The 21,819-nt window shown below is 66.9% G+C and carries 33 protein-coding genes and 1 other RNA gene; 18 read left to right on the top strand and 16 right to left on the bottom strand.

The annotated features are described in order from the left end of the window. Positions 1-178 precede the first annotated feature (178 nt). The 10 genes from pspA to ACEN8G_RS06940 all read left to right on the top strand — a co-directional run bounded on the left by pspA (position 179) and on the right by ACEN8G_RS06940 (position 3,641). Positions 179-847 (top strand): phage shock protein PspA, encoded by a 669-nt coding sequence (gene pspA, locus ACEN8G_RS06985; protein ID WP_413418577.1) that lies wholly within the window; start codon positions 179-181, stop codon positions 845-847. Between the two features lie 3 nt (positions 848-850). Further along, on the top strand, positions 851-1,123 hold the full coding sequence (gene pspB / locus ACEN8G_RS06980; RefSeq protein ID WP_307118687.1) for an envelope stress response membrane protein PspB: 273 nt from the start codon (positions 851-853) through the stop codon (positions 1,121-1,123). 1 nt (position 1,124) lies between these two features. After that, complete coding sequence (gene pspC / locus ACEN8G_RS06975; protein WP_307118686.1) at positions 1,125-1,499, top strand: envelope stress response membrane protein PspC; 375 nt, start codon at positions 1,125-1,127, stop codon at positions 1,497-1,499. Between the two features lie 82 nt (positions 1,500-1,581). Beyond that, a complete protein-coding gene (locus ACEN8G_RS06970) occupies positions 1,582-1,851 on the top strand; it encodes a hypothetical protein (RefSeq protein ID WP_413418583.1) in 270 nt (89 codons plus the stop codon). Positions 1,852-1,862: 11 nt separating this feature from the next. Continuing rightward, the gene (locus ACEN8G_RS06965; protein ID WP_413418575.1) at positions 1,863-2,177 is read left to right on the top strand and encodes a hypothetical protein; all 315 of its coding nucleotides are present in this window, start codon (positions 1,863-1,865) and stop codon (positions 2,175-2,177) included. 10 nt (positions 2,178-2,187) lie between these two features. Next, positions 2,188-2,460, top strand: coding sequence for a hypothetical protein (locus ACEN8G_RS06960; protein WP_307118684.1), 273 nt, complete (start codon positions 2,188-2,190; stop codon positions 2,458-2,460). Between the two features lie 49 nt (positions 2,461-2,509). Next, positions 2,510-2,635 carry a hypothetical protein gene (locus ACEN8G_RS06955; RefSeq protein WP_413418573.1) on the top strand — a complete coding sequence of 42 codons (126 nt, stop codon included), beginning with the start codon at positions 2,510-2,512 and terminating at the stop codon, positions 2,633-2,635. Positions 2,636-2,664: 29 nt separating this feature from the next. Beyond that, positions 2,665-2,937: a hypothetical protein gene (locus tag ACEN8G_RS06950; RefSeq protein WP_307118682.1), complete on the top strand. Its 273-nt coding sequence runs from the start codon at positions 2,665-2,667 to the stop codon at positions 2,935-2,937. Between the two features lie 86 nt (positions 2,938-3,023). Further along, on the top strand, positions 3,024-3,209 hold the full coding sequence (locus ACEN8G_RS06945) for a hypothetical protein (protein WP_307119581.1): 186 nt from the start codon (positions 3,024-3,026) through the stop codon (positions 3,207-3,209). Between the two features lie 24 nt (positions 3,210-3,233). Next, positions 3,234-3,641, top strand: a complete 408-nt coding sequence (locus ACEN8G_RS06940) for a SufE family protein (RefSeq protein WP_413418570.1) — start codon at positions 3,234-3,236, stop codon at positions 3,639-3,641. 37 nt (positions 3,642-3,678) lie between these two features. Here ACEN8G_RS06940 and ACEN8G_RS06935 read toward each other — a convergent pair whose 3' ends face one another. From ACEN8G_RS06935 to ACEN8G_RS06880, 12 genes are all read right to left on the bottom strand, one after another. Beyond that, a complete protein-coding gene (locus ACEN8G_RS06935) occupies positions 3,679-3,984 on the bottom strand; it encodes a (2Fe-2S) ferredoxin domain-containing protein (RefSeq protein WP_413418568.1) in 306 nt (101 codons plus the stop codon). Continuing rightward, positions 3,981-4,517 carry a J domain-containing protein gene (locus ACEN8G_RS06930; protein WP_413418566.1) on the bottom strand — a complete coding sequence of 179 codons (537 nt, stop codon included), beginning with the start codon at positions 4,515-4,517 and terminating at the stop codon, positions 3,981-3,983. Before ACEN8G_RS06930 ends, ACEN8G_RS06935 begins: the two co-directional genes overlap by 4 nt. A gap of 58 nt (positions 4,518-4,575) precedes the next feature. Then, positions 4,576-4,946, bottom strand: an RNA gene (gene rnpB, locus ACEN8G_RS06925) — RNase P RNA component class A. A gap of 39 nt (positions 4,947-4,985) precedes the next feature. Further along, the gene (gene yidD / locus ACEN8G_RS06920; protein ID WP_413418564.1) at positions 4,986-5,351 is read right to left on the bottom strand and encodes a membrane protein insertion efficiency factor YidD; all 366 of its coding nucleotides are present in this window, start codon (positions 5,349-5,351) and stop codon (positions 4,986-4,988) included. Further along, complete coding sequence (locus tag ACEN8G_RS06915; RefSeq protein ID WP_413418562.1) at positions 5,348-5,641, bottom strand: hypothetical protein; 294 nt, start codon at positions 5,639-5,641, stop codon at positions 5,348-5,350. The genes yidD and ACEN8G_RS06915 overlap by 4 nt, the downstream gene beginning before the upstream one ends. A 93-nt stretch (positions 5,642-5,734) precedes the next feature. Next, positions 5,735-6,037, bottom strand: a complete 303-nt coding sequence (locus ACEN8G_RS06910; protein WP_413416503.1) for a hypothetical protein — start codon at positions 6,035-6,037, stop codon at positions 5,735-5,737. An 88-nt stretch (positions 6,038-6,125) separates the two neighbouring features. Further along, positions 6,126-6,827 (bottom strand): N-acetylmuramoyl-L-alanine amidase, encoded by a 702-nt coding sequence (locus ACEN8G_RS06905; protein WP_413416504.1) that lies wholly within the window; start codon positions 6,825-6,827, stop codon positions 6,126-6,128. 33 nt (positions 6,828-6,860) lie between these two features. Then, the gene (locus ACEN8G_RS06900; RefSeq protein WP_307118676.1) at positions 6,861-7,712 is read right to left on the bottom strand and encodes a CheR family methyltransferase; all 852 of its coding nucleotides are present in this window, start codon (positions 7,710-7,712) and stop codon (positions 6,861-6,863) included. Next, entirely contained in the window at positions 7,709-8,758 is a 1,050-nt protein-coding gene (cheB, locus tag ACEN8G_RS06895) for a chemotaxis-specific protein-glutamate methyltransferase CheB (protein WP_413416519.1), read from the bottom strand. Before cheB ends, ACEN8G_RS06900 begins: the two co-directional genes overlap by 4 nt. 82 nt (positions 8,759-8,840) lie before the next feature. After that, a complete protein-coding gene (locus ACEN8G_RS06890; RefSeq protein WP_086129096.1) occupies positions 8,841-9,206 on the bottom strand; it encodes a response regulator in 366 nt (121 codons plus the stop codon). Between the two features lie 83 nt (positions 9,207-9,289). Beyond that, positions 9,290-9,715: a chemotaxis protein CheW gene (locus ACEN8G_RS06885; RefSeq protein ID WP_307118674.1), complete on the bottom strand. Its 426-nt coding sequence runs from the start codon at positions 9,713-9,715 to the stop codon at positions 9,290-9,292. Further along, positions 9,715-12,039: a chemotaxis protein CheA gene (locus tag ACEN8G_RS06880; RefSeq protein ID WP_413416505.1), complete on the bottom strand. Its 2,325-nt coding sequence runs from the start codon at positions 12,037-12,039 to the stop codon at positions 9,715-9,717. Before ACEN8G_RS06880 ends, ACEN8G_RS06885 begins: the two co-directional genes overlap by 1 nt. A gap of 86 nt (positions 12,040-12,125) precedes the next feature. Between ACEN8G_RS06880 and ACEN8G_RS06875 the strand changes: the two genes are divergently transcribed. The 3 genes from ACEN8G_RS06875 (at position 12,126) to ACEN8G_RS06865 (ending at position 15,061) form a co-directional block, all read left to right on the top strand. Continuing rightward, entirely contained in the window at positions 12,126-13,112 is a 987-nt protein-coding gene (locus tag ACEN8G_RS06875) for a cobaltochelatase CobT-related protein (protein WP_413416506.1), read from the top strand. Between the two features lie 204 nt (positions 13,113-13,316). Then, positions 13,317-14,540 (top strand): RtcB family protein, encoded by a 1,224-nt coding sequence (locus ACEN8G_RS06870; RefSeq protein ID WP_413416507.1) that lies wholly within the window; start codon positions 13,317-13,319, stop codon positions 14,538-14,540. A 65-nt stretch (positions 14,541-14,605) separates the two neighbouring features. Continuing rightward, on the top strand, positions 14,606-15,061 hold the full coding sequence (locus tag ACEN8G_RS06865) for a hypothetical protein (RefSeq protein WP_413416508.1): 456 nt from the start codon (positions 14,606-14,608) through the stop codon (positions 15,059-15,061). 25 nt (positions 15,062-15,086) lie between these two features. Here ACEN8G_RS06865 and ACEN8G_RS06860 read toward each other — a convergent pair whose 3' ends face one another. Continuing rightward, the gene (locus tag ACEN8G_RS06860; protein WP_413416509.1) at positions 15,087-15,485 is read right to left on the bottom strand and encodes an SMI1/KNR4 family protein; all 399 of its coding nucleotides are present in this window, start codon (positions 15,483-15,485) and stop codon (positions 15,087-15,089) included. Continuing rightward, positions 15,485-16,129, bottom strand: coding sequence for a histidine phosphotransferase family protein (locus ACEN8G_RS06855; protein ID WP_413416510.1), 645 nt, complete (start codon positions 16,127-16,129; stop codon positions 15,485-15,487). The genes ACEN8G_RS06860 and ACEN8G_RS06855 overlap by 1 nt, the downstream gene beginning before the upstream one ends. A gap of 145 nt (positions 16,130-16,274) precedes the next feature. Here ACEN8G_RS06855 and ACEN8G_RS06850 point away from each other — a divergent pair, with 145 nt between their 5' ends. Beyond that, entirely contained in the window at positions 16,275-17,549 is a 1,275-nt protein-coding gene (locus ACEN8G_RS06850; RefSeq protein WP_413416511.1) for a serine hydrolase domain-containing protein, read from the top strand. Positions 17,550-17,569: 20 nt separating this feature from the next. Here the strand turns inward: ACEN8G_RS06850 and ACEN8G_RS06845 are convergent, their stop codons facing one another. Beyond that, positions 17,570-18,037 carry an Rrf2 family transcriptional regulator gene (locus ACEN8G_RS06845; RefSeq protein WP_413416512.1) on the bottom strand — a complete coding sequence of 156 codons (468 nt, stop codon included), beginning with the start codon at positions 18,035-18,037 and terminating at the stop codon, positions 17,570-17,572. Between the two features lie 103 nt (positions 18,038-18,140). Here ACEN8G_RS06845 and ACEN8G_RS06840 point away from each other — a divergent pair, with 103 nt between their 5' ends. Genes ACEN8G_RS06840 through ACEN8G_RS06830 form a run of 3 tightly spaced genes read left to right on the top strand, consistent with a single transcriptional unit; the run spans position 18,141 to position 19,501 of the window. Beyond that, a complete protein-coding gene (locus ACEN8G_RS06840; RefSeq protein ID WP_413416513.1) occupies positions 18,141-18,518 on the top strand; it encodes a group III truncated hemoglobin in 378 nt (125 codons plus the stop codon). Positions 18,519-18,539: 21 nt separating this feature from the next. Beyond that, entirely contained in the window at positions 18,540-19,229 is a 690-nt protein-coding gene (locus ACEN8G_RS06835) for an alternative oxidase (protein WP_413416514.1), read from the top strand. Further along, the gene (locus ACEN8G_RS06830; RefSeq protein WP_413416515.1) at positions 19,226-19,501 is read left to right on the top strand and encodes a DUF1971 domain-containing protein; all 276 of its coding nucleotides are present in this window, start codon (positions 19,226-19,228) and stop codon (positions 19,499-19,501) included. The genes ACEN8G_RS06835 and ACEN8G_RS06830 overlap by 4 nt, the downstream gene beginning before the upstream one ends. On the opposite strand, the gene ACEN8G_RS06825 is transcribed toward ACEN8G_RS06830, so the two are convergent. Then, positions 19,498-19,644 carry a lmo0937 family membrane protein gene (locus ACEN8G_RS06825; protein ID WP_183994681.1) on the bottom strand — a complete coding sequence of 49 codons (147 nt, stop codon included), beginning with the start codon at positions 19,642-19,644 and terminating at the stop codon, positions 19,498-19,500. The genes ACEN8G_RS06830 and ACEN8G_RS06825 overlap by 4 nt on opposite strands. 152 nt (positions 19,645-19,796) lie before the next feature. On the opposite strand from ACEN8G_RS06825, the gene ACEN8G_RS06820 reads away from it, so the two are divergent. Next, complete coding sequence (locus tag ACEN8G_RS06820; protein WP_413416516.1) at positions 19,797-21,785, top strand: sensor histidine kinase; 1,989 nt, start codon at positions 19,797-19,799, stop codon at positions 21,783-21,785. Positions 21,786-21,819 lie beyond the last annotated feature (34 nt).

Here is a 21,819-nt window from a genome sequence, read left to right as displayed (position 1 = left end):
TCTCGGTGGCACTTTCGGTAGCCGCCAGCCTGGTCATCATGGCCGGCACGGCCGGCCTGGTGACGGCCTGAGAAACAGGGTCCCCGCTCGCAGCCCCTCGCGAGCGGAAACCTGACGGGAGGGGTCACCCCCTAGGCCCCTCCCGGCAGGAAACGAAATACGAAGGAGTAACGACGAAATGGGTATCTTCTCTCGAACCCGCGACATCATCGCCGCCAACGTCACCGATCTGCTCGACAAGGCGGAGGATCCCGCGAAGATGATCCGCATGATCATCCTCGAAATGGAGGAGACGCTGGTCGAGGTCCGCGCTTCCGCGGCCCGCACCATCGCGGACCAGAAGGAAATGCGCCGCCACATCGCCAAGCTCGAGAAGCTCCAGGAGAGCTGGACCGAGAAGGCGGAGCTGGCGCTCTCCAAGGGCCGCGAGGACCTGGCCAAGGCCGCGCTGGTCGAGAAGCAGAAGGCTTCGGACATGTGCGAGCAGCTGAACGAGGAGATCTCGGTGCTCGACGAGGCGCTGCGCGCTGCGGAAGAGGACATCAACAAGCTCCAGACCAAGCTGCGCGAGGCCCGCGCCCGCCAGAACTCGATCGTCACTCGCATGGAGAGCGCCAACAACCGGATGCGCCTGCGCGAGATCACCAACGGCTCGCGGGTGCAGGATGCCTTCTCGCGCTTCGATGTTCTCGAGCGCCGGGTGGACTTCGCCGAAGGTCGCGCCGAGGCTGCCGGCCTGGGCGGCGCCCCGAAGACGCTCGACGAGGAAATCGCCGAACTCCGCTCGTCGGAGAAGGTGGATGCCGAGCTCGAGGCCCTGAAGGCCCGCCTCAACAAGGGAGCCTAAGCGATGGAGGAAGTCTTCCTTCCGATCGTCATCGTCGGGATGCTCTTCATCGGGCTGCCCTGGGTGATCATGCACTATATCACCAAGTGGAAGCAGTCCGGCACGATCACCAACGAGGACGAGAAGCTGCTCGACGAGCTGCACTATACCGCACGCCAGCTCGAAGAGCGCCTGCTCACCGTCGAGCGGATCATCGCCGCCGACAACCCCGATTTCCGCCCTGTCCGCGACGTTCGCCCGGAACAGAGCCCCTATGACATTTCCCGGAGGAATTGAGATGTCGAGCCGCACCAAATTCTATCTCGACAAGGCCAATGGCAAGTTTCTCGGCGTCTGCTCGGGCCTTGCCGACTATACCGGGATCGACGTCATCTGGCTTCGCCTCGGCATGGTGATCCTGGCGCTCTCGACGAGCGGCACCGTGATCGTCGGTTACTTCCTGGTCGCCTGGCTGGCCTCGAACAAGCCGGCCGGCCTCTACGAAGGCCCGGAGGAAGCCAAGTTCTGGCAGGGCGTCCGCGCCAACCCGACGCGCTCGACCGCCGAGGTCCGCTCGAAGTTCCGCGACATCGACCGCCGTCTCGCCGATATCGAGATGTACTATACGAGCCGCAATACCCGGCTCGCCGATGAGATCGACAGCCTGCGCTGAGCCAATCGCCAGGTAAGTCAACAGGGAGGAAGAAATGAGGGAGTTAGCGTGGCTGGTACCGGTTCTGATCGTCACTGCGGTGATGGCGTCCAAGGCGTTCCAGACCTGGGTCCGCGCCAAGCACGGCTACCCGATCGAGAATGAAGGCATTCACGGCCTTCGCGGCCGGCGCAGCTTCCAGGGCGAAAAGAGCGACAATCTCGAAGCAGACCGCAAGATCGCCCTTCTCGCTTCGGAGAATGAGCGCCTGACCGGTCAGATCAGCCGGCTCGAGGAGCGGATCGCGGTCCTGGAACGGATCGCCACCGATCCCGCCGAGCGGGTCGCCCGCGAGATCGACAGCCTGCGCTGAGGAGTGACGAGATGAGCTTTCCCTTCGCAGCCTTCGCCCCCGTCGCCCTGATCATCGGTGCGCTAGCGGTGGGTGGCTGGGTCTTCACCACCTGGCTCCGGATCAAGCATGGCTATCCGCTCGATGGCAGCTGGGGCCAGGCGCTCTATCCGAAGACCAATGACGCGGCGATGGAGCGGATCAAGCTCCTGAGCCAGGAGAATGCCCAGCTCCGCGCCGAACTGGGCTCGATCAAGGACCGGCTCGCCAATGTCGAGCGGATCGTGACCGACGGCTCGCACCTGCTCGATCAGGAGATCGAGAAGCTGCGCAGCCCCCGCAACTGAGGAGGAAGCAATGGAGATCAGTCCCATCCTCGTTCCGATCCTGGGCATCCTGTGTGGAACGATCGCCGTGATCGGCGGTGTCTATCTCAAGCCCTGGTTCGCCCTGCAGCAGCGCAAGCTCGAGCTCGAAGCCCAGATGGTCGCCGAAAAGGCCGCGCAATATGCGGCCCAGACCGAACGGCTGGAGCAGCGGGTGCGGGTCCTCGAACGGATCGTCACCGACAAGGGCGTCGACCTCGCCGACGAGATTGAGAAGCTGCGGGATGCACCCCCGCTGAACTGAAATTCCCACGCGGCGCCGACAAGGGCCGCCAGTATTGAGGAAGTCCACCATGATTGCCATCGTAGTGTTCGCAGTGCTGTGCGCACTGTGCGGGGGAGCTATTGTCCTCGCCGAAAAGCGGGATCGCCCCGTCCGCCGCGCCGCGCGGCTCGCCCGGGCCGGCCAGCAGAACTGATCCAACGACGCGTTTGAAGGAGTAGTGGAATGAACCCGTTCGAGATGGTTGTCGCGATTATCGTGATCGTCACGATCGGCAGCGTGCTCAAAGCGCGCTACGGCATCCACAAGGACAAGGACGGCAACGAGGTCTATCGCGGCAACGCCGCGGACAGCGCCTCCGTCGCCGAGAATGCCCGGCTCCGCGACGAGGTCCGTGCGCTCAAGGAGCGCGTCCAGGTGCTCGAACGCGTGATCACCGACACCGAAGGCAGTGTTCGTCTCGACCGCGAGATCGAATCGCTGCGCGACAAGAACTGAATGCGTCAGACCAAGGGAGGCATGACGTGACCCAGGATCCGACTCTCTACCTCACCCTCGCCCTTTCCAGCCTCACCGGGCTGGGCATGCTGATCGCCGCCGGGCTCTCGGGCTGGCGTGGCTGGCTGGCCCTTAAGCGCCAGGAGCTCGATGTGCACCATGTGCCGGAAACGGCACCCGCAATGCCCACCGCGGCCTCGCGGATCGAGATCGCCGATCTCAAGGAGCGCATCCGCAAGCTCGAAGCGATCGCGGCCGGGGTGGACCTCTGAGGTCCATCCGGCTAGCGGCGGGGCATGAACAGCCTCGCCGACCTGCAGGACGAATATGCGTTCCTCGAAGCCGATGACCGCTATCGCCTGCTGATCGATCTGGGCCGCGGGCTGGAGGCAATGCCCGACGCGCTCAAGACCGACGCCACCTTGGTCCGCGGCTGCTCTGCCGCGGTATGGGTCTACCCCACCCGCCTCGACGATGGCCGGCTCCACTTCCTCGCCGACTCCAACGCGGCGATCACCAAGGGCATCATCGCACTGGTGCTGCTCACGGTGCAGGACAAGGCCCCGGCCGAGATCCTGGCGAGCGACATCGAAGGCGCTCTGGCGCCGTTCGACCTGCGGAACCAGCTCAGCTCGAACCGGACCCAGGGCATTCCCAACATGATCGCCCTGGTGCGCGAGACGGCGCAGCGTTACGCGGGCTGACATTCCCCTCCCTGGAAGGGAGGGGAATAGAATCGGCCTAGTCCTTCGCGAGCCCCAGTTCCTCCGCCACGCCATCCAGATCCGCGCCCTTCGGCACCAGCAGCCATTCCTTCGGCCCGCCGGCATCGATCACCGTCACCGCGCCGCGCGGGCAGACGCCCATGCACTTGACCTCGACGATCCCCGCCTCGGCCTTGCGGCCCTTCTTCAGGCCCAGATGCTTGCGCAGTGCCTTGGCGAGTGATTGCTTGCCCTTGGGCCCGAAGCCTCCATCCAGCTTCTTGGAGCATTTCGCGCAGACAAGGACGGCATGGTCCCAGTTGGAATGGACGCGGTGCTTCAATCGCCCTTCCACGTCCGCCGTTCCTCGGCGGCCTTGAGCACGTCATAGGCGGCCTGGATCGCGTGGAACCGCTTCGCCGCCTCGGCATCGTTGGGGTTCACGTCCGGATGGTTGACCTTGGCGAGCCGGCGATAGGCCATGCGCGCCGCGTCGAAATCGCTGTCGACCTCGAGCTCGAGTACTTCCAGCGCGCGCATCTCGTCGCGCGAGCGGCTGCCGTCGCCCGGCCCTGCCCAGCCATTATACTTGGCTTCGGCAAAGCCCGACGCGTCACGCCGCTCGTCCGCCTCGCGCTTGGCCGCTTCCTCGGCGGTCAGGCCGGCGAAATAGTCCCAGTTGCGATTGTATTCAGCGGCATGCGTCTCGCAGAAATACCAGCGCTCGGGGCTGTTGGGCGACTTGGGCGCGGGCCGGTCGCCCGGCTGGTCGCAGCCATGGCGGTCGCACAGGCGCACCTTCACGGCCTCGCGCTCGGCGCCATATTCGCGCCAGCGTGGAAAGCCCCAGTCTGAAGATCGCGTCTGCCTTGCCATGCCGTCCAGATAGCCACTCGTTCGGATGGCGCAAGCATAGCACCGCCGTGTTACGTGAAATGCCAGAGGATCTATAAGCCGGGTTCTGTCCACCCTCGAAAGGGATGGGCGACCATTCCTCTAGGCGACGGATCGCTCCGCCGCTCCAGCAACCAACCCGGGCGACGGGCCGGAACCAGGCCCATGCGCCGCCCCTATTCGGTCTTGCTCCCGGTGGGGTTTACCATGCCGCTTCCGTTACCGGTCGCGCGGTGCGCTCTTGCCGCACCCTTTCACCCTTGCCCTTAGTCCCGAAGGACCAGTGGGCGGTCTGCTCTCTGTGGCACTGTCCCTGGGGTCGCCCCCGCCGGGCATTACCCGGCACCGTGTTTCCGTGGAGCCCGGACTTTCCTCGCGTGCTTGCGCACCCGCGGCCGCCCGATCCTCTGGCACGGACCGCTCTAGCGAAGCGGCGCGTTACTGCAAGGGCTAGGAAATCGAACGGACCACGGCATCCGACAAATCCGCCCTCGCAAAATGATGTCCATCGCACGTGATCAGCATCGTCTCGCCTTGGACTGAGCGGAGCATCGAATAGTTTCCGCCGCATCGGCGCAATTGCGCCGCCGCTTCTTGCACCCCCTCCCGCCAACCAAGGCGCTCGAATGCCTCGAGCGCATGGCTGGAGCAGGTCTTGCGGAACAGACAGGTTCTGCCGCTGCGCGCAGAAAGGTGCCGCCGATATAGTCCGATCAGCGAGATTGCCCATCGCGCGGCAACCCGGTCCAGCCGACCCGGAACGCGATCATGATCGGCGGCCCACAGGACCAGCCTGACGACCGATTTGCCGATCACGTCAATTTAACCGCGGTACCCCAGGCATAGACCTCGAACGAAGGCTCGGCGGTGTTGCAACCCACCTGACTGGTCGCCATCCGATAATCATACCCGACATGAATTAGAGCGTCGGCATTGGAGAGCCTCGCCGCCTCCTGCAGCGCGACGGTGGCCGCCTGATACGCCGCTTCAACGGGGATGCCCCGGCTGTTACCGCAGCCTCCCTTTTCCGCAACACGCGCGGCTGTGGCGTGCACGACGCCGATGACTTCATATGGTTGATTGATGTTCCCGGTTGCCGTCAGCATGGCCCGTCCCCCCCCGGCATCTAGCTGAGGACAAATCTGACGGGCGGACAAGCGCCTTCTAAACCATTTCCGTACAAGCGCCGTGCAAGGGTTTCAGGCTTTTCCGTCACCATCCGGATCGGCGGCGCGCAGCACGGCGGTGCCCCAGGCCATCACCTCGACCTTCCACTGCACGCTGAGACCCGAGGCGAGTGCGATCCTGCGATAGTCCGATCCCAGGCCGACCACACCATCGGCGCCGCGCACCTGCGCGACACGCTCGACCGCTTCGGTCGCCTCGCTCACCGTGGGAATGTTGACCGAGGACGGCACCTCGCCCTTCGCATCGGCGCGCGCCACGCCGGAAAGATAGGCCTGGACCGGGCCAAGGGATGTCGAAGAACCGATATTGCTCAAGGCGAAACAACCTCCGCCTTCCTATAGATCATCCTATACTTGCAGAAGCCCGCACGAATTTAGTGCACGGACCCGTAACTAAACCGGCTCAGTCGTCACCCTGCGGCTTGGGCAGCAGCAGCGCGAGCAGCAGGCAGCGGCATTCCATGTCGATCTCGCCGTCGATCATCTCGGGACGGAAGCGGCGCTGGAAGGCGGTGACGGCGGCAGTCTCGTCGGTCACGTCGTACCCGAAGCGCTCGAGCGCCATGATGAAGCCGGCATCGGGCCAGCCCGGATCCATCAGGTTCCGGGTCGGCCGCGGCAGCGCAAGGCGCAGGCGTGCGAGCGCATGCCAGTTGAACAGCTCGCCGGGATCCTGCTTGCGCGCCGGCGCCACGTCCGAATGGCCGACGACATTGCCGCGGGTGATGCCGTAGCGCTCCTTGATCTCCGCCACGAGCGGGATCAGCGCGCCCATCTGCTCGGCTGGGAACGGGCGATAGCCATGCTCATGCCCGGGATTGACGATCTCGATGCCGACCGAGGCCGAGTTGACGTCCTTGATCCCGCGCCAGTGCGATCGGCCGGCATGCCAGGCGCGCTTGTCCTCGGCGACCAGCCGATGGATCGTGCCGTCCTCCTCGACCATGTAATGGGCGGAGACCTTCGCCTCAGGGGCGCGCAGCCGCGCCAGTGCCGCGTCGCCGCTTTCCATGCCGGTATAGTGCAGCACGATCATCGTGACCGGCAGCGCCCGCTCGTCGAAATTGGGCGAAGGGGCGTCGAGAAAGGCCAGGCCGTGGTGCATGGGCCGGAAGCTAGACCCGCAACGACACCGCGATCAACCCGCCGCGCGCACCGATCCCGGTGCCTCGACGCCGCGATAGAAGCCGCGATAGCGCTCGCAGGGGGTGAAATGCTCGGTCTGGCCGATCACCGTCTCGCCGGCGCCCAGCGCAAGCAGCCCGCCGGGCCGCATCGCCGAGGACAGCGTATCGAACACCTTCCGGCGCACCGCGACCGAGAAATAGAGCATCACGTTGCGGCACAGGATGATGTCGAACACGCCCGCAGGAGCGGGATCGAGGGTGAGGTTGTGCTGGCGGAACTGAAGCTTGCGCACCAGCTCGGGCTTGGCGACCCAGTCGGCGTTGACCGAGTCGAACCAGGTCATCATGCGGCGGACCGGAAGCCCGCGCTGGATCTCGAACTGCGAGAAGCGGCCGCTCCTGGCCCGGGCAAGCGCCGCGGGAGATACGTCGGTCGCCACGATCTCGGGATCGGGCATGCCGCGCTCGGAGAACAGCATGGCGAGGCTCAGCGGCTCCTGCCCGGTCGAGCAGCCCGCCGACCAGATGCGCAACCGGCGGTGGCCGGCCTCGGCCTGCATCGCCTGGGCGGCGTCCGCCACCATGTCGAGCACCGCGGTATCGCGGAAGAAGCTGGTTTCCTGGTTGAGCAGCGCATCGACGACCTTGTCCGCCAGCTCGCCGGTTCGCGCCGAGATGAGCTGGGCGACCAGCTCGTCGAGGCTCGCCAGCCCGCGCTCGCGCAGGATCGGCTTCAGCGCCGTCTCGATCCGCCAGGTGCGGTTGGCCGCGATCTGCTGGCCGGCGCGCTGCTCGAGCAGCGCCGCGATCATGTTCATCGCGCCAGCGGAGGCGATCGGCGCGGCGCCCGGGGTCGGGATCATGCCACGCCTCCGCGCCGGGCGATCAGGCGCCCGATCTCGTCCGGCGGCAGGATCGCGCTCGCCCGCCCGGCATTGGCAACGGCGCCGGGCATGCCCCACACCACCGAGCTCGTCTTGTCCTGCGCCAGTACGCGGGCGCCGGCGTCGATCAGGTCCTTGGCGCCCTCGCAGCCGTCACGCCCCATGCCGCTCAGCACCACGCCGAGCGCGCGGGCGCCGAACACCTGGGCGACGCTCTCGAACATCGGATCGACCGAGGGCATGCAGCCGCTGGTCGCCTTCTCGTGCGTCAGGCGGATCGCTGAGCCGTCGGAAGTACGGACCACGCGCATGTGTGCGTCGCCGGGCGCCACGATGATGCGGCCGGGCCGGATGCGCATCCGGTCGGCAGCGACGTCGCAGGGCCGCCCGCCGAGCACGGCGAGCTGGGTGGCGAAATAGCTCATGAAGGAGACCGGCAGATGCTGGGTCACCAGGATCGGCACCTGGAAGCGCGCCGGGATCGCGCGGAGCAGCTGGCTGAGCGCGTGGATGCCGCCGGTCGAGGCGCCGATCGCTACCAGCTCGAAATCGTCCGGCAGCTGGACCGGGCCGTGATGCTGGGTGTTGGCCGTCACAGGCGCGGGATGCACCGGCACCGCGGGCTCCGGGACCGAATGGCCATGCGTCTCGAGCAGGCGCGACAGCCGTTCCTCGAGCACTTCGGCGAAGCGGCCGCCGAACGCGCCGATGCCGGGCTTGACCAGCGTGTCCGCCGCGCCGAGTGCCAGCGCCTGCACCGTGACCGCGGCGCCCTGCTCGGCCGCAGAGGAGACGATCAGCACCTTGGCGCCCCGCCCTGCCCAGATCACGTCGGGCAGCGCGGTCAGGCCGTCGATGCCCGGCATCTCGATGTCGAGCAGGATGATGTCGACGTTATTGGTCTTGAGATAGTCGAGCGCCGCGCGCACGTCGCTATAGGCGGCAGCGACGCGGAAGCGCCGCGTGCCTTCCACCATGCGCCCCAGCACCGAGCGTGCGACGACGGAGTCGTCGACGATCAGCACCTGCGCCGGCCCGGCAGCTGCGCTGCCGAACCCGGTGTCCGCAAGAGATGCGTGCGCCACTGGGGCCTCTCCTATGCGTCGCTCAGGCGACGCCGACGATCTGCAGCTTGCTTTCCAGCGTCTCGCGGTCGAACGGCTTCATGACATATTCGTCGGCACCGGCTTCGATGGCGGCGCGGATATAGGCCATGCCGTTCTCGGTGGTGCAGAACACCACCTTTGGGCGCTGGGGGAGCCCCGAGTCCTTGAGCGCGCGCAGGAAGTCCATGCCGCTCATCACGGGCATGTTCCAGTCCAGCAGGATCACGTCCGGCGGGGTCTGCAGGCAGGAGTCGAGCGCCTCGCGACCGTCACCGGCCTCGCGCACTTCGAAGTCGAGAGTCTCCAGGATGTGCCGGGCGACCTTCCGGATCACCTTGGAGTCGTCGACGACCAGACAAGTCTTCATTTTCCCCTGTTCCCCGCTTTCAGGTGTCTAGGTTGGGATTGGACAGTGCACGAAAGATGTGAGTGCGACGTTAATCTTGCGAACTAATTGATCCCGGCATGGCCGGGGACGAGGCTGGCGAGGTCGATCGCGAGGATCGGCTCGCCGTCCCGCTCCACGATGCCCCGCCCTGCCCCGCGCCAGGCGGGATCGAGCGTGACGCCGTGCGCCAGCGGCAGCAGGTCGAACGGCGCGACATCGTCGAGCGCGTCGACCAGCATCGCATAATGATGCCCCTCGACCTGGGTGATCACCGCACGGCGCGCCGGACTGCCGCCCGCCATGCCGAGCGCCGACTGGGTGTCGACCACGGTCACCACCCGGCTGCGCAGCGCGGCAAGCCCGCGGACATGCTGCGAGGCACGCGGCACCGCCGTCACCTCGCCGATGTCCACCACGGACTCGACCTGCTCGGAGTCGATCGCAACGGCGCGGCCCGCTACCTGGGCGATGAGATAGAGATGCGACATCAGCGACCTGCCTTGCCCGAGACCCGGGCTTCGAGCGCGGAAAGCAGTCCCGCCCTGTCATATCTATAGACGCTGTCGTCGCCCGACCCACCCGAAGCGCGCTTCTTTCGCAAGCGGACGACCGGCGCGGGTGCGCCAAGCACGCCCTGCGCCTCCTCGGTGGAGAGCACCACGGCGGGCGTCTCGCCCGGCGCGAGGCGGAGCGCGACACGGTATCCGGAGGCCTCCAGAAGCGGCTTCACGAACGACGCCATCCAGCCATCCTCGTCGCCCGAGATCAGGCAGAGCGGCGGCGTGTCCTCCACCTCGCGCTCGGCATGCTCGTCGAAGATCCACAGCATGTCGACCAGCTCGATCTGCTCGCCATCGACCAGCACGACGCCGGCGATCGGCCCTGGCTCGCGCGCCGGCGCGATTTCCTCGGGCAGCACGACGATGTCGGCGGCTTCCTCGATCGCATAGGAGACTTCGTTGGTGCCGTCCTTGAGGCGCAACACGTTGATCCGCTCAAGCCCGTCCAGGTCGCCATGGGCGGCTAGCGGCAGGATACGGTCGTCGATGGTGATGCGGAAGCGGCCGGCGGCGAAGCGGACATTGGCCGCATCGACCTGCTCGACCCGATCGACCGCCGCCAGCGGCACCGCACGGCGCACGCCGTCCAGGTCGCGGAACAGCAAGGCGGGCAGGCCCTGCTCGACTTCGATCTCTTCCTCTTCCTCGAACAGCTGCTGGCTGTCACGGCTGAAATCCAGGCTCGCCGCCTTGGCCATGCCGGCGCAGTCGAGCAGCAGCATCGGCAGGCCCGAATCCGGCAGCGTCTGCCCGGCATAGAGGCCGGTCGACATCACCGCGGGCGAAGCCGGCTTGATCACCAGCTCCTCATTGTCGAGCACCGTGTCGACGGCGAGCGCATAGCTGCCCTCGCTCACGCTGACGATGGCGAGCATCTGCGCCCCCTCCTCGCGCGCAGTGCTGGCGGGCACGCCGAGCATCGAGGCCAGGTCGATCAGCGGCATGCGCCGCTCGCGCACCGAGGCGACCGGCGAGCCGCCGATCACGTCGACGCGGATCGCATCGCCGCGCTCGGTCACGATCTCCTCGATAGACTGGCGCGGGATAGCGAAGCGCTGGCCGCCCACGCCCACCACGATCGTCGAGATGATCGACAGGGTCAGCGGCACATGGATGGCGATGCGCAGGCCCTTGCCGGGATTGCTGTCGAGCTCGACGCGGCCGCCGATCTGCTCGATCGCCGCGCGCACCACGTCCATGCCGACGCCGCGGCCCGAGACTTCGCTCACCACGTCCTTGGACGACAGCCCCGGCTCAAACACTAGGTCGAGCTTGGCGCGCGCCGAGAGGCTGCGCAGCTTGGCCTCGTCCCGGCCCTGGATGACGAGCTTCTGGATCAGCCGCTCGGTATCGATACCGCGGCCGTCATCGGCGATCTCGATGATGATCTGGTTGCCCGACTGCCGTGCCGAGACCGACAGGCGGCCATTCTCGCGCTTGCCGCCGGCGCGGCGCTCGCCCGGCGCCTCGATGCCATGATCGATCGAATTGCGGATGATGTGGACCAGCGGGTCGCGCATCACTTCGATCATCTCGCGGTCGAGCTCGACGTCCGAACCCTCGACCTGGAGCATCACCGACTTGCCCAGCCCCGCCGCCGTGTCGCGCACCATGCGCGGGAGTGCGGAGAACAGCGCGTCGATCTTCTGCATGCGGGTGCGCGTAACCGTGTCGCGCATCTCGCCGACGGTGAGCGAAAGCCGCTCCAGCGCCGCCTCGATCGCGGGATCGATCTCGCCGTTGCGCAGCCGCCGGGCGAGCTCGTTGCGGGCCAGCACCATGTCCGACATGCCGGACATCATCCGGTCGAGCAGGTCGACGTTCAGGCGGACGCTGCGCGCCGGCGCGCGGCTGACGATCGGGCCGGCATGGGCGATTTCCTCGGCCCCTTCGGCCAGCGCCGCAACCAGCAGCTCGTCGCCGCTGTCGTCCAGGCTGGTGCCCGATTCGATCGCCTCGACCAGCTCGCCGATCCGGTCGACCACCGCCAGTACGGCGTTGACCAGCGCACGATCCGGCGCGCGCTTGCCCTCGCGCACCTGCGCCAGCACGTCCTCGGCGGCATGGCTGAGCCGGCCCAGGCGCGGCAGGTCGAGAAAGCCGCAGCTCCCCTTCACGGTGTGCACGAAACGGAAAATCGCATCGAGCCGGGCGCGATCCGCCGGATGCGCTTCCCACGCGACGATCTCGCCCGAAAGCGCTTCGAGCGTCTCACGCGTCTCGGCGATGAATTCCTGCAGCAGGTCGTCCATGGGGCCCCGGAAAGCAAATTTGCGCAGGTCTTGTGCGGGATGGGTGGTTAAAAGGGCGTTAGTGGAGGGACAGAACGGGGGCGTGGATGAATCCGGCAGGCTTGGAATGGCAGGGTGCGGCGGCAAATCTCGCCGGGGGCATTCTCTTTCTGCTCGGCCTTGGGTGGGCAATGTGGCGGCTCGGCACGCGCGGCCGCCGGCCCCGAGGCAACCGCATGGCGAAGGACGGCCCGGCGGACGAGCCCTACCGAGCCTTCACACGCGCCCATGACGTCGAGCTCAGCGCCGCGGACATTCCCGCGCGCCTTCGCGAACTCAGCCCGTTCCGGCCCACCCATTATGCCAAGGCAGAGCTGTGGGCGGCGCATCGCAATCACCTGCAGCGCTTCGATGCCGCCCAACCTCCCATAGCCGGGATCGAGCAGAGGCTTCGCGACGTGATCGCCGATCCGGTCGCACTGGCAGTCTGCCTGCTGGTCGATCAGTCCGGGTCGATGAAGGGCGCGCCAATCGCCGCCACCGCCAGCGCGGTCCGAGCCGTCAACGAAGCGCTGGTGCGGATCGGCGCGACCACCGAGATCCTCGGCTTCACGACCGCCGGCTGGCACGGCGGCTTCGCGCGCGAGCAATGGCTGAAGCAAGGCCAGCCGCGGCGCCCTGGCCGGCTCTGCGCGCTGGCCCACATCGTCTACAAGCGCGCCGACGAAATGGAATGGAGCGCGGAATCACGCGACGCCTTCCTCCATCCCGACGTGCTGCGCGAGAATATCGATGGCGAAGCGCTCGAATGGGCCGAGGCCCGCTTCGCGGCCCTGCCGCCACCCCGCAAGCTGCTCGTCATCCTTTCCGACGGCGCGCCAGTCGATGATTCCACGCTGCAGCAGAACGGCCCCAGCTATCTGATGCGACACCTTCGTGCGACGATCGCCCGCATCGAAGATGAGCGAAAGATCATGCTCGGTGCGATCGGTATCGAACATGATGTCGGCCAATGGTATAGCAACGCACGCAGCGCGCATGTCGATACGCTCTCGGCTTCCCTTGCCGACCTGATCGCCGACATCGCGGCTTAGTGCTTCCCTTGCGTAACGATCTGCGCTAATGGCCCGCCCGCTATGAAGACCAGCCTGCCCCTTAGCCTGCGTAATGCAGTCGGTACCCGCTTCGGGTAACGGACGGGTCGCTGCACCCGTCGGGGTGCAGCTTGATTGGGCACAAGCAACTACCGCGAGACCGCGCGGGCACTCCTGAAAAGCAGCACACCACAGGAGTGAGCAATGAACCAGTATAGCATTCACGAGACCCAGGGAGCGCCCCTCAAGCTGTGGGACAGCGCCGGCCCGTTCGAGGCCGGTGCTATGCAGCAGCTCCGCAACGTCGCCGCCCTGCCCTTCGTCTTCCGCCATGTCGCCGGCATGCCCGATGTCCATTGGGGGAAGGGTGCGACGGTCGGCTCGGTGATCGCCACCAAGGCGGCGATCGTGCCGGCCGCGGTGGGGGTCGATATCGGCTGCGGGATGATGGCGGTGCGCACCTCGCTCACCGCCGGCGACCTTCCCGACAGCCTCGCCGCGATCCGCGCCGAGATCGAGCGCGCCGTGCCCAAGGGGATGGAAAGCAGCCAGACTGCCAACCACACCAAGGGCGGCTGGTCGATCACGCCCAATTCGGTCGCGCGCGCCTGGTACGACAAGTTCGAGGCGCGCTGGCGCAGGATCGTCGCGCGGCATCCGAAGGTCGACGGCAAGACCAGCGACCAGTTGGGATCGATGGGCGGCGGCAACCACTTCATCGAGGTCTGCCTCGACGAGGAGGATCGCGTCTGGGTGATGCTCCACTCGGGGTCGCGTGGCACGGGCAACCGGATCGGCACCTATTTCATCGACGCGGCCAAGGAGGCGATCGCGAAGCAGCGGCTCGACTTCCACATGGCCGATCGCGACCTGGCGTTCCTGAGCGAAGGCTCGCAGCTCTTCGAGGACTATATCGAAGCGATGCACTTCACGCAGGACTACGCCATGGTGAACCGCGAGCTGATGATGATCCGGGTGCTCGAGGCGCTGCGCACGCATGTGCGCGGCTTCAAGACCGACAAGCAGGCGATCAACTGCCACCACAATTACGCGACCCGGGAGACGCATTTCGGCGAGCAGGTGTGGGTGACCCGCAAGGGCGCGGTCAGCGCGCGGGCGGGCGAGCTGGGGATCATCCCCGGCTCGATGGGCACCGGCAGCTTCATCGTCGAGGGACTGGGCAACGAACAGTCCTTCTGCTCCTGCTCGCACGGCGCCGGCCGGGTGATGTCGCGCGGCGAGGCCAAGCGGCGGATCACGCTCGACGAGCATGTCGCGGCGATGAAGGGCATCGAGGCGCGGGTGGACGAAGGCGTGCTGGACGAGAGCCCGGCCGCCTACAAGGACATCGGCGCCGTGATGGACGCGCAGCAGGACCTGGTGGCGATCCGCCACCGGCTCCGGCAGATCGTCAACATCAAGGGGTGAGGAAGGGTCGGCGCCGGCAACGGCGTCGGCCCTTTCCGCAACGGGCTTGCACGAGCCCGAACCGCATGGAAGCTACGCAGATGGACGGCACGCGCGCATTCAGGAAATCGGTCGGCGTCTTCGCGGATTGCGAGAAGGCCCCCGACTATGCCGAGCTGGTTCCGCTCCGCATCCCCGCGGGCTGGCAGATCGGCTGGAACACGCTCCACCGCGACAAGCGCGTCGAGGACGGCGATTTCGGCGGCTCCAGCGTGTTCAACGCCACCAACCAAGGTTGCCGCTTCGTCATCGACGTGGAGTTCAGGCCGGAGCACGACCCCGAGGGCCATTTCGAACTGAAGGTCGAGTATCAGCCCTGGCCACGGGATGCGCGCGGCAGGCGGCGCAACGACCTGCCCTTCCGCTTCGATGCCGACGCGAAGCTGATGCACAGCTTCAAGACGCGATCCTGTCTCGAACTGATCGAGCAGCTCGAAACCTGGATCGCGCGTTGCACGATCTGGACGGTGGAAGGCAACTAGCACGCCCGAAGGCATGCTTTTCGAGTTATTCCAACCCGATCAGATCGACAAATGCCTCGAAGTTCGCCGCCAGTGAGGCGACACTCTCCATAGGGTTGATATTCGTCATGTCGAAATAGACGATCCGATGGCCGGGATCCTCGGCATCGATCGCTATCGCTTCGCCGCCGCCATTGCCGCCGATCACAAACAGACCAGGGAAATGCGCGTGAAAATCGCCGTCCCGTGCGATCTGGGCTGTTTCAGAGGCCGGATACAGGCAGAAATAGCCCGGCCGGGTGGGCAAGGCCCCTTCCCCACCATTGCTCAGCTCCAACAATGCGACATAGGCTGCGGGCAAAGGGATCGGCGCCACCGCACGTAGCGCGGCTATCTCTCCCGGACTCGCTCGGGCGAGCCCGGTCCAATCGCGCCCTTCCAGCATTACCCGACCCGGAACGACGCCCCGAACAGCAGCACCTCGGCATCGGGCGGGCTCACCTGGAGCATGCCGCCGCCCTGCGTGACCAGCGCATGGACCAGATAGGCCGCTGCCGCGCGCGGGGTGATCGGCAGATCGTCCTTGCCGCCGGCAAGCGCGCTGCGCAGCTCGGGGTCGAGTACGATGCGCGGGCCGTCGGCGCGCACGACGATCTCAATCTGGCCATCGATGATCTCCGCGCCGATGTCGAGCTGGCCGCCGCGGATCAGCGCGTCGCCGCCGATCAGCGACAGGTTCATCAGCACCTTGATCGCCTGCTTGGGGAGGACCGGGTCCTCAACCATCCAGCCGACATTGACGCGGTGGTTCTCGCCGAACAGCCCCTCGATCGCCGCCTGCGCCTCGCGCGTATCAACCGTTTCGCCGAAGCCGCCCGCCGCGCCGAACGCCAGGCGGAAGAATTTCAGCTTGTTGGCGCTCGCCTTGGCGCTCTCGTTGAGCAGCTCCAGGCAGCGCGCCCGCATCTCGGGGTCATGCTCGTCGGCGAGCAGCTCCAGCCCGTTGTTGAGCGCACCCACCGGGCTCAGCAGGTCGTGGCAGAGCCGCGAGCAGAGCAGGCTGGCGAAATCGGTCGGACTGATGTTCAAGATGCGCGCTCCCCGGCAGGTACAGCTTCTTTGGCCCAGAGGGCGCCATGCTGCAAGCGCACAGCACCGGGCGCGACAAAGGTCGGGCTTGCCGGCCCGCCGAAGGTAGCGCTACCACCACCGAAAAATATTGAGAGGAGAGCCTATGCGCCCGATCCTGCCTTTCGTCGCCGCGCTACTGATCGCGCAGCCCCTGCCCGTGCTGGCGCAGGAGAAGCCCGCCGCCACCGCCAGCTTCCGGATCGACAAGGCCCGCCTCGACAAGGCGCTGGCCGAGATGGTCTCGAGCGGCCGCGCGAGCGGGGTCGAGGCGCTGGTCTGGAAGGACGGCCGCGAAGTCTATTTCGGCGCCAATGGCCTGGCCGACCGCGAGGCCAACCGGCCGATGAAGCGCGACACGCTGGTCCAGATCTATTCGATGACCAAACCGGTCACCGGCGTCTCGCTGATGCAACTCTGGGAACAGGGCAAGTTCGGGCTCGATGATCCGCTTTCCCGCTATCTCCCCGAGTTCGCGACGATGCTGGTGCAGGACGGCACCGATGCGAACGGCCAGCCGATCTGGCGCCCGTCGAAGCGCCCGGTGACGATCCGCGACGTGCTGCGCCACACCGCCGGCTTCGCCTATGGCGACGGCCCGAGCGCCGCCGAAAAGGCCTTTGCCGCCGCCGATCCGCTCGGGCTCGATCACGAGCTGACCGAGTTCGGCCACCGCCTCGCCCATTCGCCGCTGATCTACGATCCGGGCACCGAGTGGCGCTACAGCTCGGCGGTCGATGTGCAGGCGCTGCTCGTCGAGAAGCTCTCGGGCCAGAAGTTCGAGGACTATGTCCGCCAGCACCTCCTCGCGCCGCTGGGGATCAAGGAAGCCGCCTGGACCCAGCCGCAGGAACGGCTCGACCGCTTCGCCGCCACCTATCTTCTCGGCACCGACGGCAAGCTCACCCGCGAGCCCGACGCGGTCACCCGCGCGCGCAACTTCCCCAAGCCCGCGATGACGATGGGCGGCGCGGGCATCGTCGCGCCGATCGACGATTACATGCGTTTCGCCCGCATGCTGCTCGGCCAGGGCACGCTGGACGGCGTCCGCATCCTCAAGCCCTCGACGGTGCGGCTGATGTCGACCAACCAGCTCGATCCGCGGATCACCGAGCGCAGCTGGCTGCCCGGCAAGGGCAATGTCGGCTTCGGCTTCGATTTTGCGGTGCGCATCGGCCAGCCCCAGACACCCGAGGAACAGCGCGGCGCGGTCGGCGAGTTCTTCTGGGACGGCGCCGCCTCCACCCTGTTCTGGGTCGATCCCGCCAACAAGCTGACGGCGGTGTTCTTCGTCCAGACCAAGCCCTTCCAGGTGTCGCTCCACCGCGACTTCCGCAAGGCGGTCTATGGCGAGGGTTATCTGGGTCCGCAGGGAGATTAGGATCGCAGTCCCTATTCTTCCTACTCTCCCGGTTCCCCGGCGAAAGCCGGGGAACCGGATGCATCCTGATCCGGAATCCCGAACAGCGACCGCATCGAACTTCGGGAAACGAGCAGGTCTGCCAGCGTATAGCGGTCCAGCACCCCCAGGAACGCTTCCAGCGCCTCGTTGAGCGCGCCCTGCAGCCCGCAGGCTGGCGCGATCACGCAGTTGGGGCAATCGGCGAGACGGAAATCATCCTCGGTGTGGCGGACCACCTTGCCGACATTGATCTCCTCCGCCGGCGCGCCCAGCCTTATCCCACCCGATCGCCCGCGCACGCTGGCCACATAGCCGGCACGAGCTAGGTCGTTGACCACCTTCATCAGGTGATTCTGCGAGATGTGGTACGCCGTCGATATCTCGGCGATCGAGCTGAGCCGATCGGGCCGCGTGCCCAGGTAGAGCAGCACCCGCATCGCATAGTCGGTGTAGCGCGTCAGGCGCATCCTCAGCCTCTTTTGATCCCGGTCAATATTAGATGCATTTTTCTTGCATGTTTTAATGCGAGTGAATAGATGCATTTTCAAGACATGATTTGGAGTCGCGGCGATGGCCGAGCTTTCCGAACTCGACGACCCCGGCCTGCGCCGGGTGGTGGATGCCTTTTACGACCGGGTCCGGGCCGATCCGCTGATCGGCCCGGTGTTCAACGATGCGATCCATGACTGGCCTGCCCACCTGGTGCTGCTCGGCGATTTCTGGTCCTCGGTGATGCTCACCTCGGGCAGGTACAAGGGCCGGCCGGTGCCCGCCCATTTCCAGCATCGTGACCGGATCACCCCGGCGATGTTCGATCGCTGGCTCGCGCTCTGGGCGGCGACCACCGACGAGCTGATGGAGCCGCGCACCGCCGCCGCGCTCCAGGACCGGGCCGCCCGGATCGCCGAGAGCCTCCAGCTCGCCCTGTTCTTCAAGGTCCCCGCGTGATTTCACCGAAGGAGTAGTTCCATGTCCAACGCCCCGCTCGTCGACCTGTCGGTCCACCACAAGCCGGTCGACTTGTCGGACCGCATCGCGTTCGGCTTCACCAAGATGCTGCGCTTCTGCGCCGATACCTTCTTCGCCCAGCGCTACGGCCACCGGGCGATCGTACTCGAGACGGTGGCGGCGGTGCCCGGCATGGTCGGGGCGACGATCAACCACCTCCAGGCACTGCGCCGGATGCGGGACGACAAGGGATGGATTCGAACGCTTATGGAGGAAGCGGAGAATGAGCGCATGCACCTGATGACCTTCATCGAGGTGGCGAAGCCGACGCTGTTCGAGCGCTTCGTGATCCTCGCGGTGCAGTGGGTATTCTATCTCGCCTTCTTCGCGCTCTATCTGGTCAGCGCCAGGACCGCGCACCGTGTCGTCGGCTATTTCGAGGAGGAGGCGGTGATCAGCTACACCCATTACCTCGCCGAGATCGACGAGGGCCGCTCGCCCAACGTCCCCGCCCCGGCGATCGCGAAGCACTACTGGAAGCTGCCGGACAGCGCGACGCTGCGCGACGTGGTGCTGGTGGTCCGTGCCGACGAGGCGCACCACCGCGACGTCAACCATGGCTTCGCCAGCGAGCTGGCCGGGCTCGACGTCGATGCGGCGAAGATCGCCCCCTATCCCGCCCATGCGGCGGAGCTGGACATCGCGGCATGAGCCCGGCGCCCTATCGCTCCACCCCGGTGTTCGACGAGGGCTCGCTCCCCGCCGCGCTCCGGGGCGAGCACAGCACCAAGGCCGGCGTATGGGGTGTGATCCGGGTGCTGGAGGGCAAGCTCCTCCTCCGCCGGTCCGATCCGCCCGCCGAGCAGCTGCTCGAGCCCGGTTCGCCCGGGCTCGTGCTGCCGCAGCAGCCGCACCACGTCACCCCGCTGGGGCCGATGCGGATGCAGGTCGATTTCTACGATGCGGAGCCGGAGCTCCCCTAGACCACCCTGCGGCCGGTGAAGAGCTGGATCAGGCCGACCACCACGGCGATCACCAGCAGGATGTGGATCAGCCCTGCGCCGACATGGAAGGTGAATCCCAGCAGCCACAGGATCAGCAGGATGACGACGATCGTCCAAAGCATCGGCACGCTCTCCGTTTAGAGTTTCTCCCTCAACGGGTTGCGGCGCCGGAACGTTCCGTGCCGCGCGCTGGGGTTTTTCCGGATTTCGCCGCGTGGGGCGCTTCCTGCTACAAGGTGCAGGAAAGGGCGTGGCCCGGCCCCGGGAACGATCCATGACGAGTGCGGCGACGAACAGGCAAGGAAAGGCGGCTCCCGACCATCGTTGGGCGAGCCTCGGCGCGGCCAGCCTGCCCCAGTGGTTCACCGGCATCGGCTTCCTCATCCTCTCCGCGCCGCTGTTCGGCTGGCTGCTCGGCATCCCCCTGCTGCGCGGCTTCGGAGACCCCAATTACGCCGTGGCACCGCTCAGCGCGATCAACGGCGCCAGCGTGACGCTCACCGCCTTTCTCGCGGTGAGCGGCCATCCCCGGCTCGCCCGCCTCGCCTTCGCCCCGGCGGCGATCCTGCTCAGCCTGATCACGCTCCAGTACATCACCGGCGCCATTGCGGTGGAGCAGCTGTTCTTCCCCGAGTCCGTCCAGCGCCTGGGCGTGCGCAACAACGGGTTGCCCCCCGGGGGCGCGACCATGGTGCAGGCGGTGGGCGGGCTCGCGGCGGTCGCCATCACCTCGGACCGGCGGATTCCCCGCATCACCGCTTTGCTCCTGTCGAGCGCGGCAATGGCGCTCACCCTGCTCGCCGCGGCCGCCCTGCTCACCACCGGGCCCGGCCTGATCTCACCCGCCTTTCTCGGCAAGTCGACCATCTCCACCGCGATCGCCCTCCTCCCGCTCGCCGGGCTGACGCTCCACGCGATGCGACACCAGGCCGGCGAGCGCGGCTGGCACGTGCTGGTGCAGCTCGCCCCGGCGATCATCATCCTGCCCGCCATCCCCTCGCTGATCGGCATCGCCGCCCATCAGACCGGGCTGGTCGGCTTCGGCGCCGCGCAGTTCTTGGTCCTGGCCGGCGACGTGCTGATCCTCGCCCTGGTGCTGATGCGCGCCATCCGCCATGCCGACATGCAGAGCAGCGCCCTCGCCCTGCGCGAGGCGAAGCTCAGCGCGGTGCTGGCGATGGTGCCCGACGCGGTCATCCTGATCGAGGAGCAGGGCACGATCCTCGAGTTCAGCGCCGCCGCCGAGCGGCTCTGGGGCTATCGCGCCGAGGACGTGCTCGGCAAGCCGATCACCATGCTCGGCCCCGAGGCCCATGCCGATCGCTACCAGCGCGAGCTCTGGGACCTGCGCGAGCGCGAGCTCAGCCCCTGGGATGCCGAGCCGCTCAGCGTCATCGGCCAGCGCCGCGACGGCTCGGTCTTCCCGCTCGAGGCGCGCGCCGGCCGGGTGAAGGCCGACGCCGTCCAGTATCTGACTATCTTCATGCGCGACATGTCGGCCCAGTTCAGCGTCGAGGACCAGGTCGCCCAGCTCAACGCCGAGCTTGCCCATCTCGCCCGCCAGAGCGCGATGGGCGAGGCCGCCGCCGATCTCGCCCACGAGCTCAACCAGCCCCTCGCCGCCGCCGCCAATTATCTCTCGGCCGCGGTGATGATCGCCAAGGCCAGCGGGTCGGAGGGGCCCGGCACCGAGATGGTCGGCAATGCCCGCGAGCAGGTGATGCAGGCCGGCGAGATCATCCGCCGCCTGCGCAGCTTCACCGAGCGCAACGACACCGAGCGCAGCATCGAGCCGCTCCAGCCGATGATCGAGGACGCCGCGCGGCTCGTCCTGGTCGGCTCGGGCCGCCTCGCCGCCCAGATCGAATGCGACGTCGAGCCGCCGAACCTTCGCGTCTTCGTCGATCGCGTCCAGGTCCAGCAGGTGCTGGTGAACCTGATGCGCAACGCAGTCGAGGCGCTGCGCGAGACCGGCCAGAAGGACCCGCGCATCTGGATCACCGCCCGCCCCGCGCCCGACGCGATGGTCGAGGTGCAGTGCCGCGACAACGGCCCCGGCCTGCCGCCCGAGACGCTGGCCGAGCTGTTCAAGCGCTTCTCCGCCAACAAGACGAGCGAAGGCATGGGCATCGGCCTGTCGATCTCGAAGCGCATCGTCGAGATGCACGGCGGCGCCTTCTCGGCGGCGAACGCGCCCGAAGGCGGCGCGATCTTCACCTTCACCCTGCCGACCCTCGACCGCGAGGAAGCCGGGGAGGGCTGAACTGCCAGTCCCGATTTCTGCTGATTCAATCCTA

Origin of the sequence: Sphingomonas sp. Sphisp66, assembly GCF_047324325.1 — a bacterium.
Classification (GTDB): Bacteria; Pseudomonadota; Alphaproteobacteria; order Sphingomonadales; family Sphingomonadaceae; genus Sphingomonas.
This window is presented reverse-complemented; position numbering and strand designations above follow the sequence as displayed.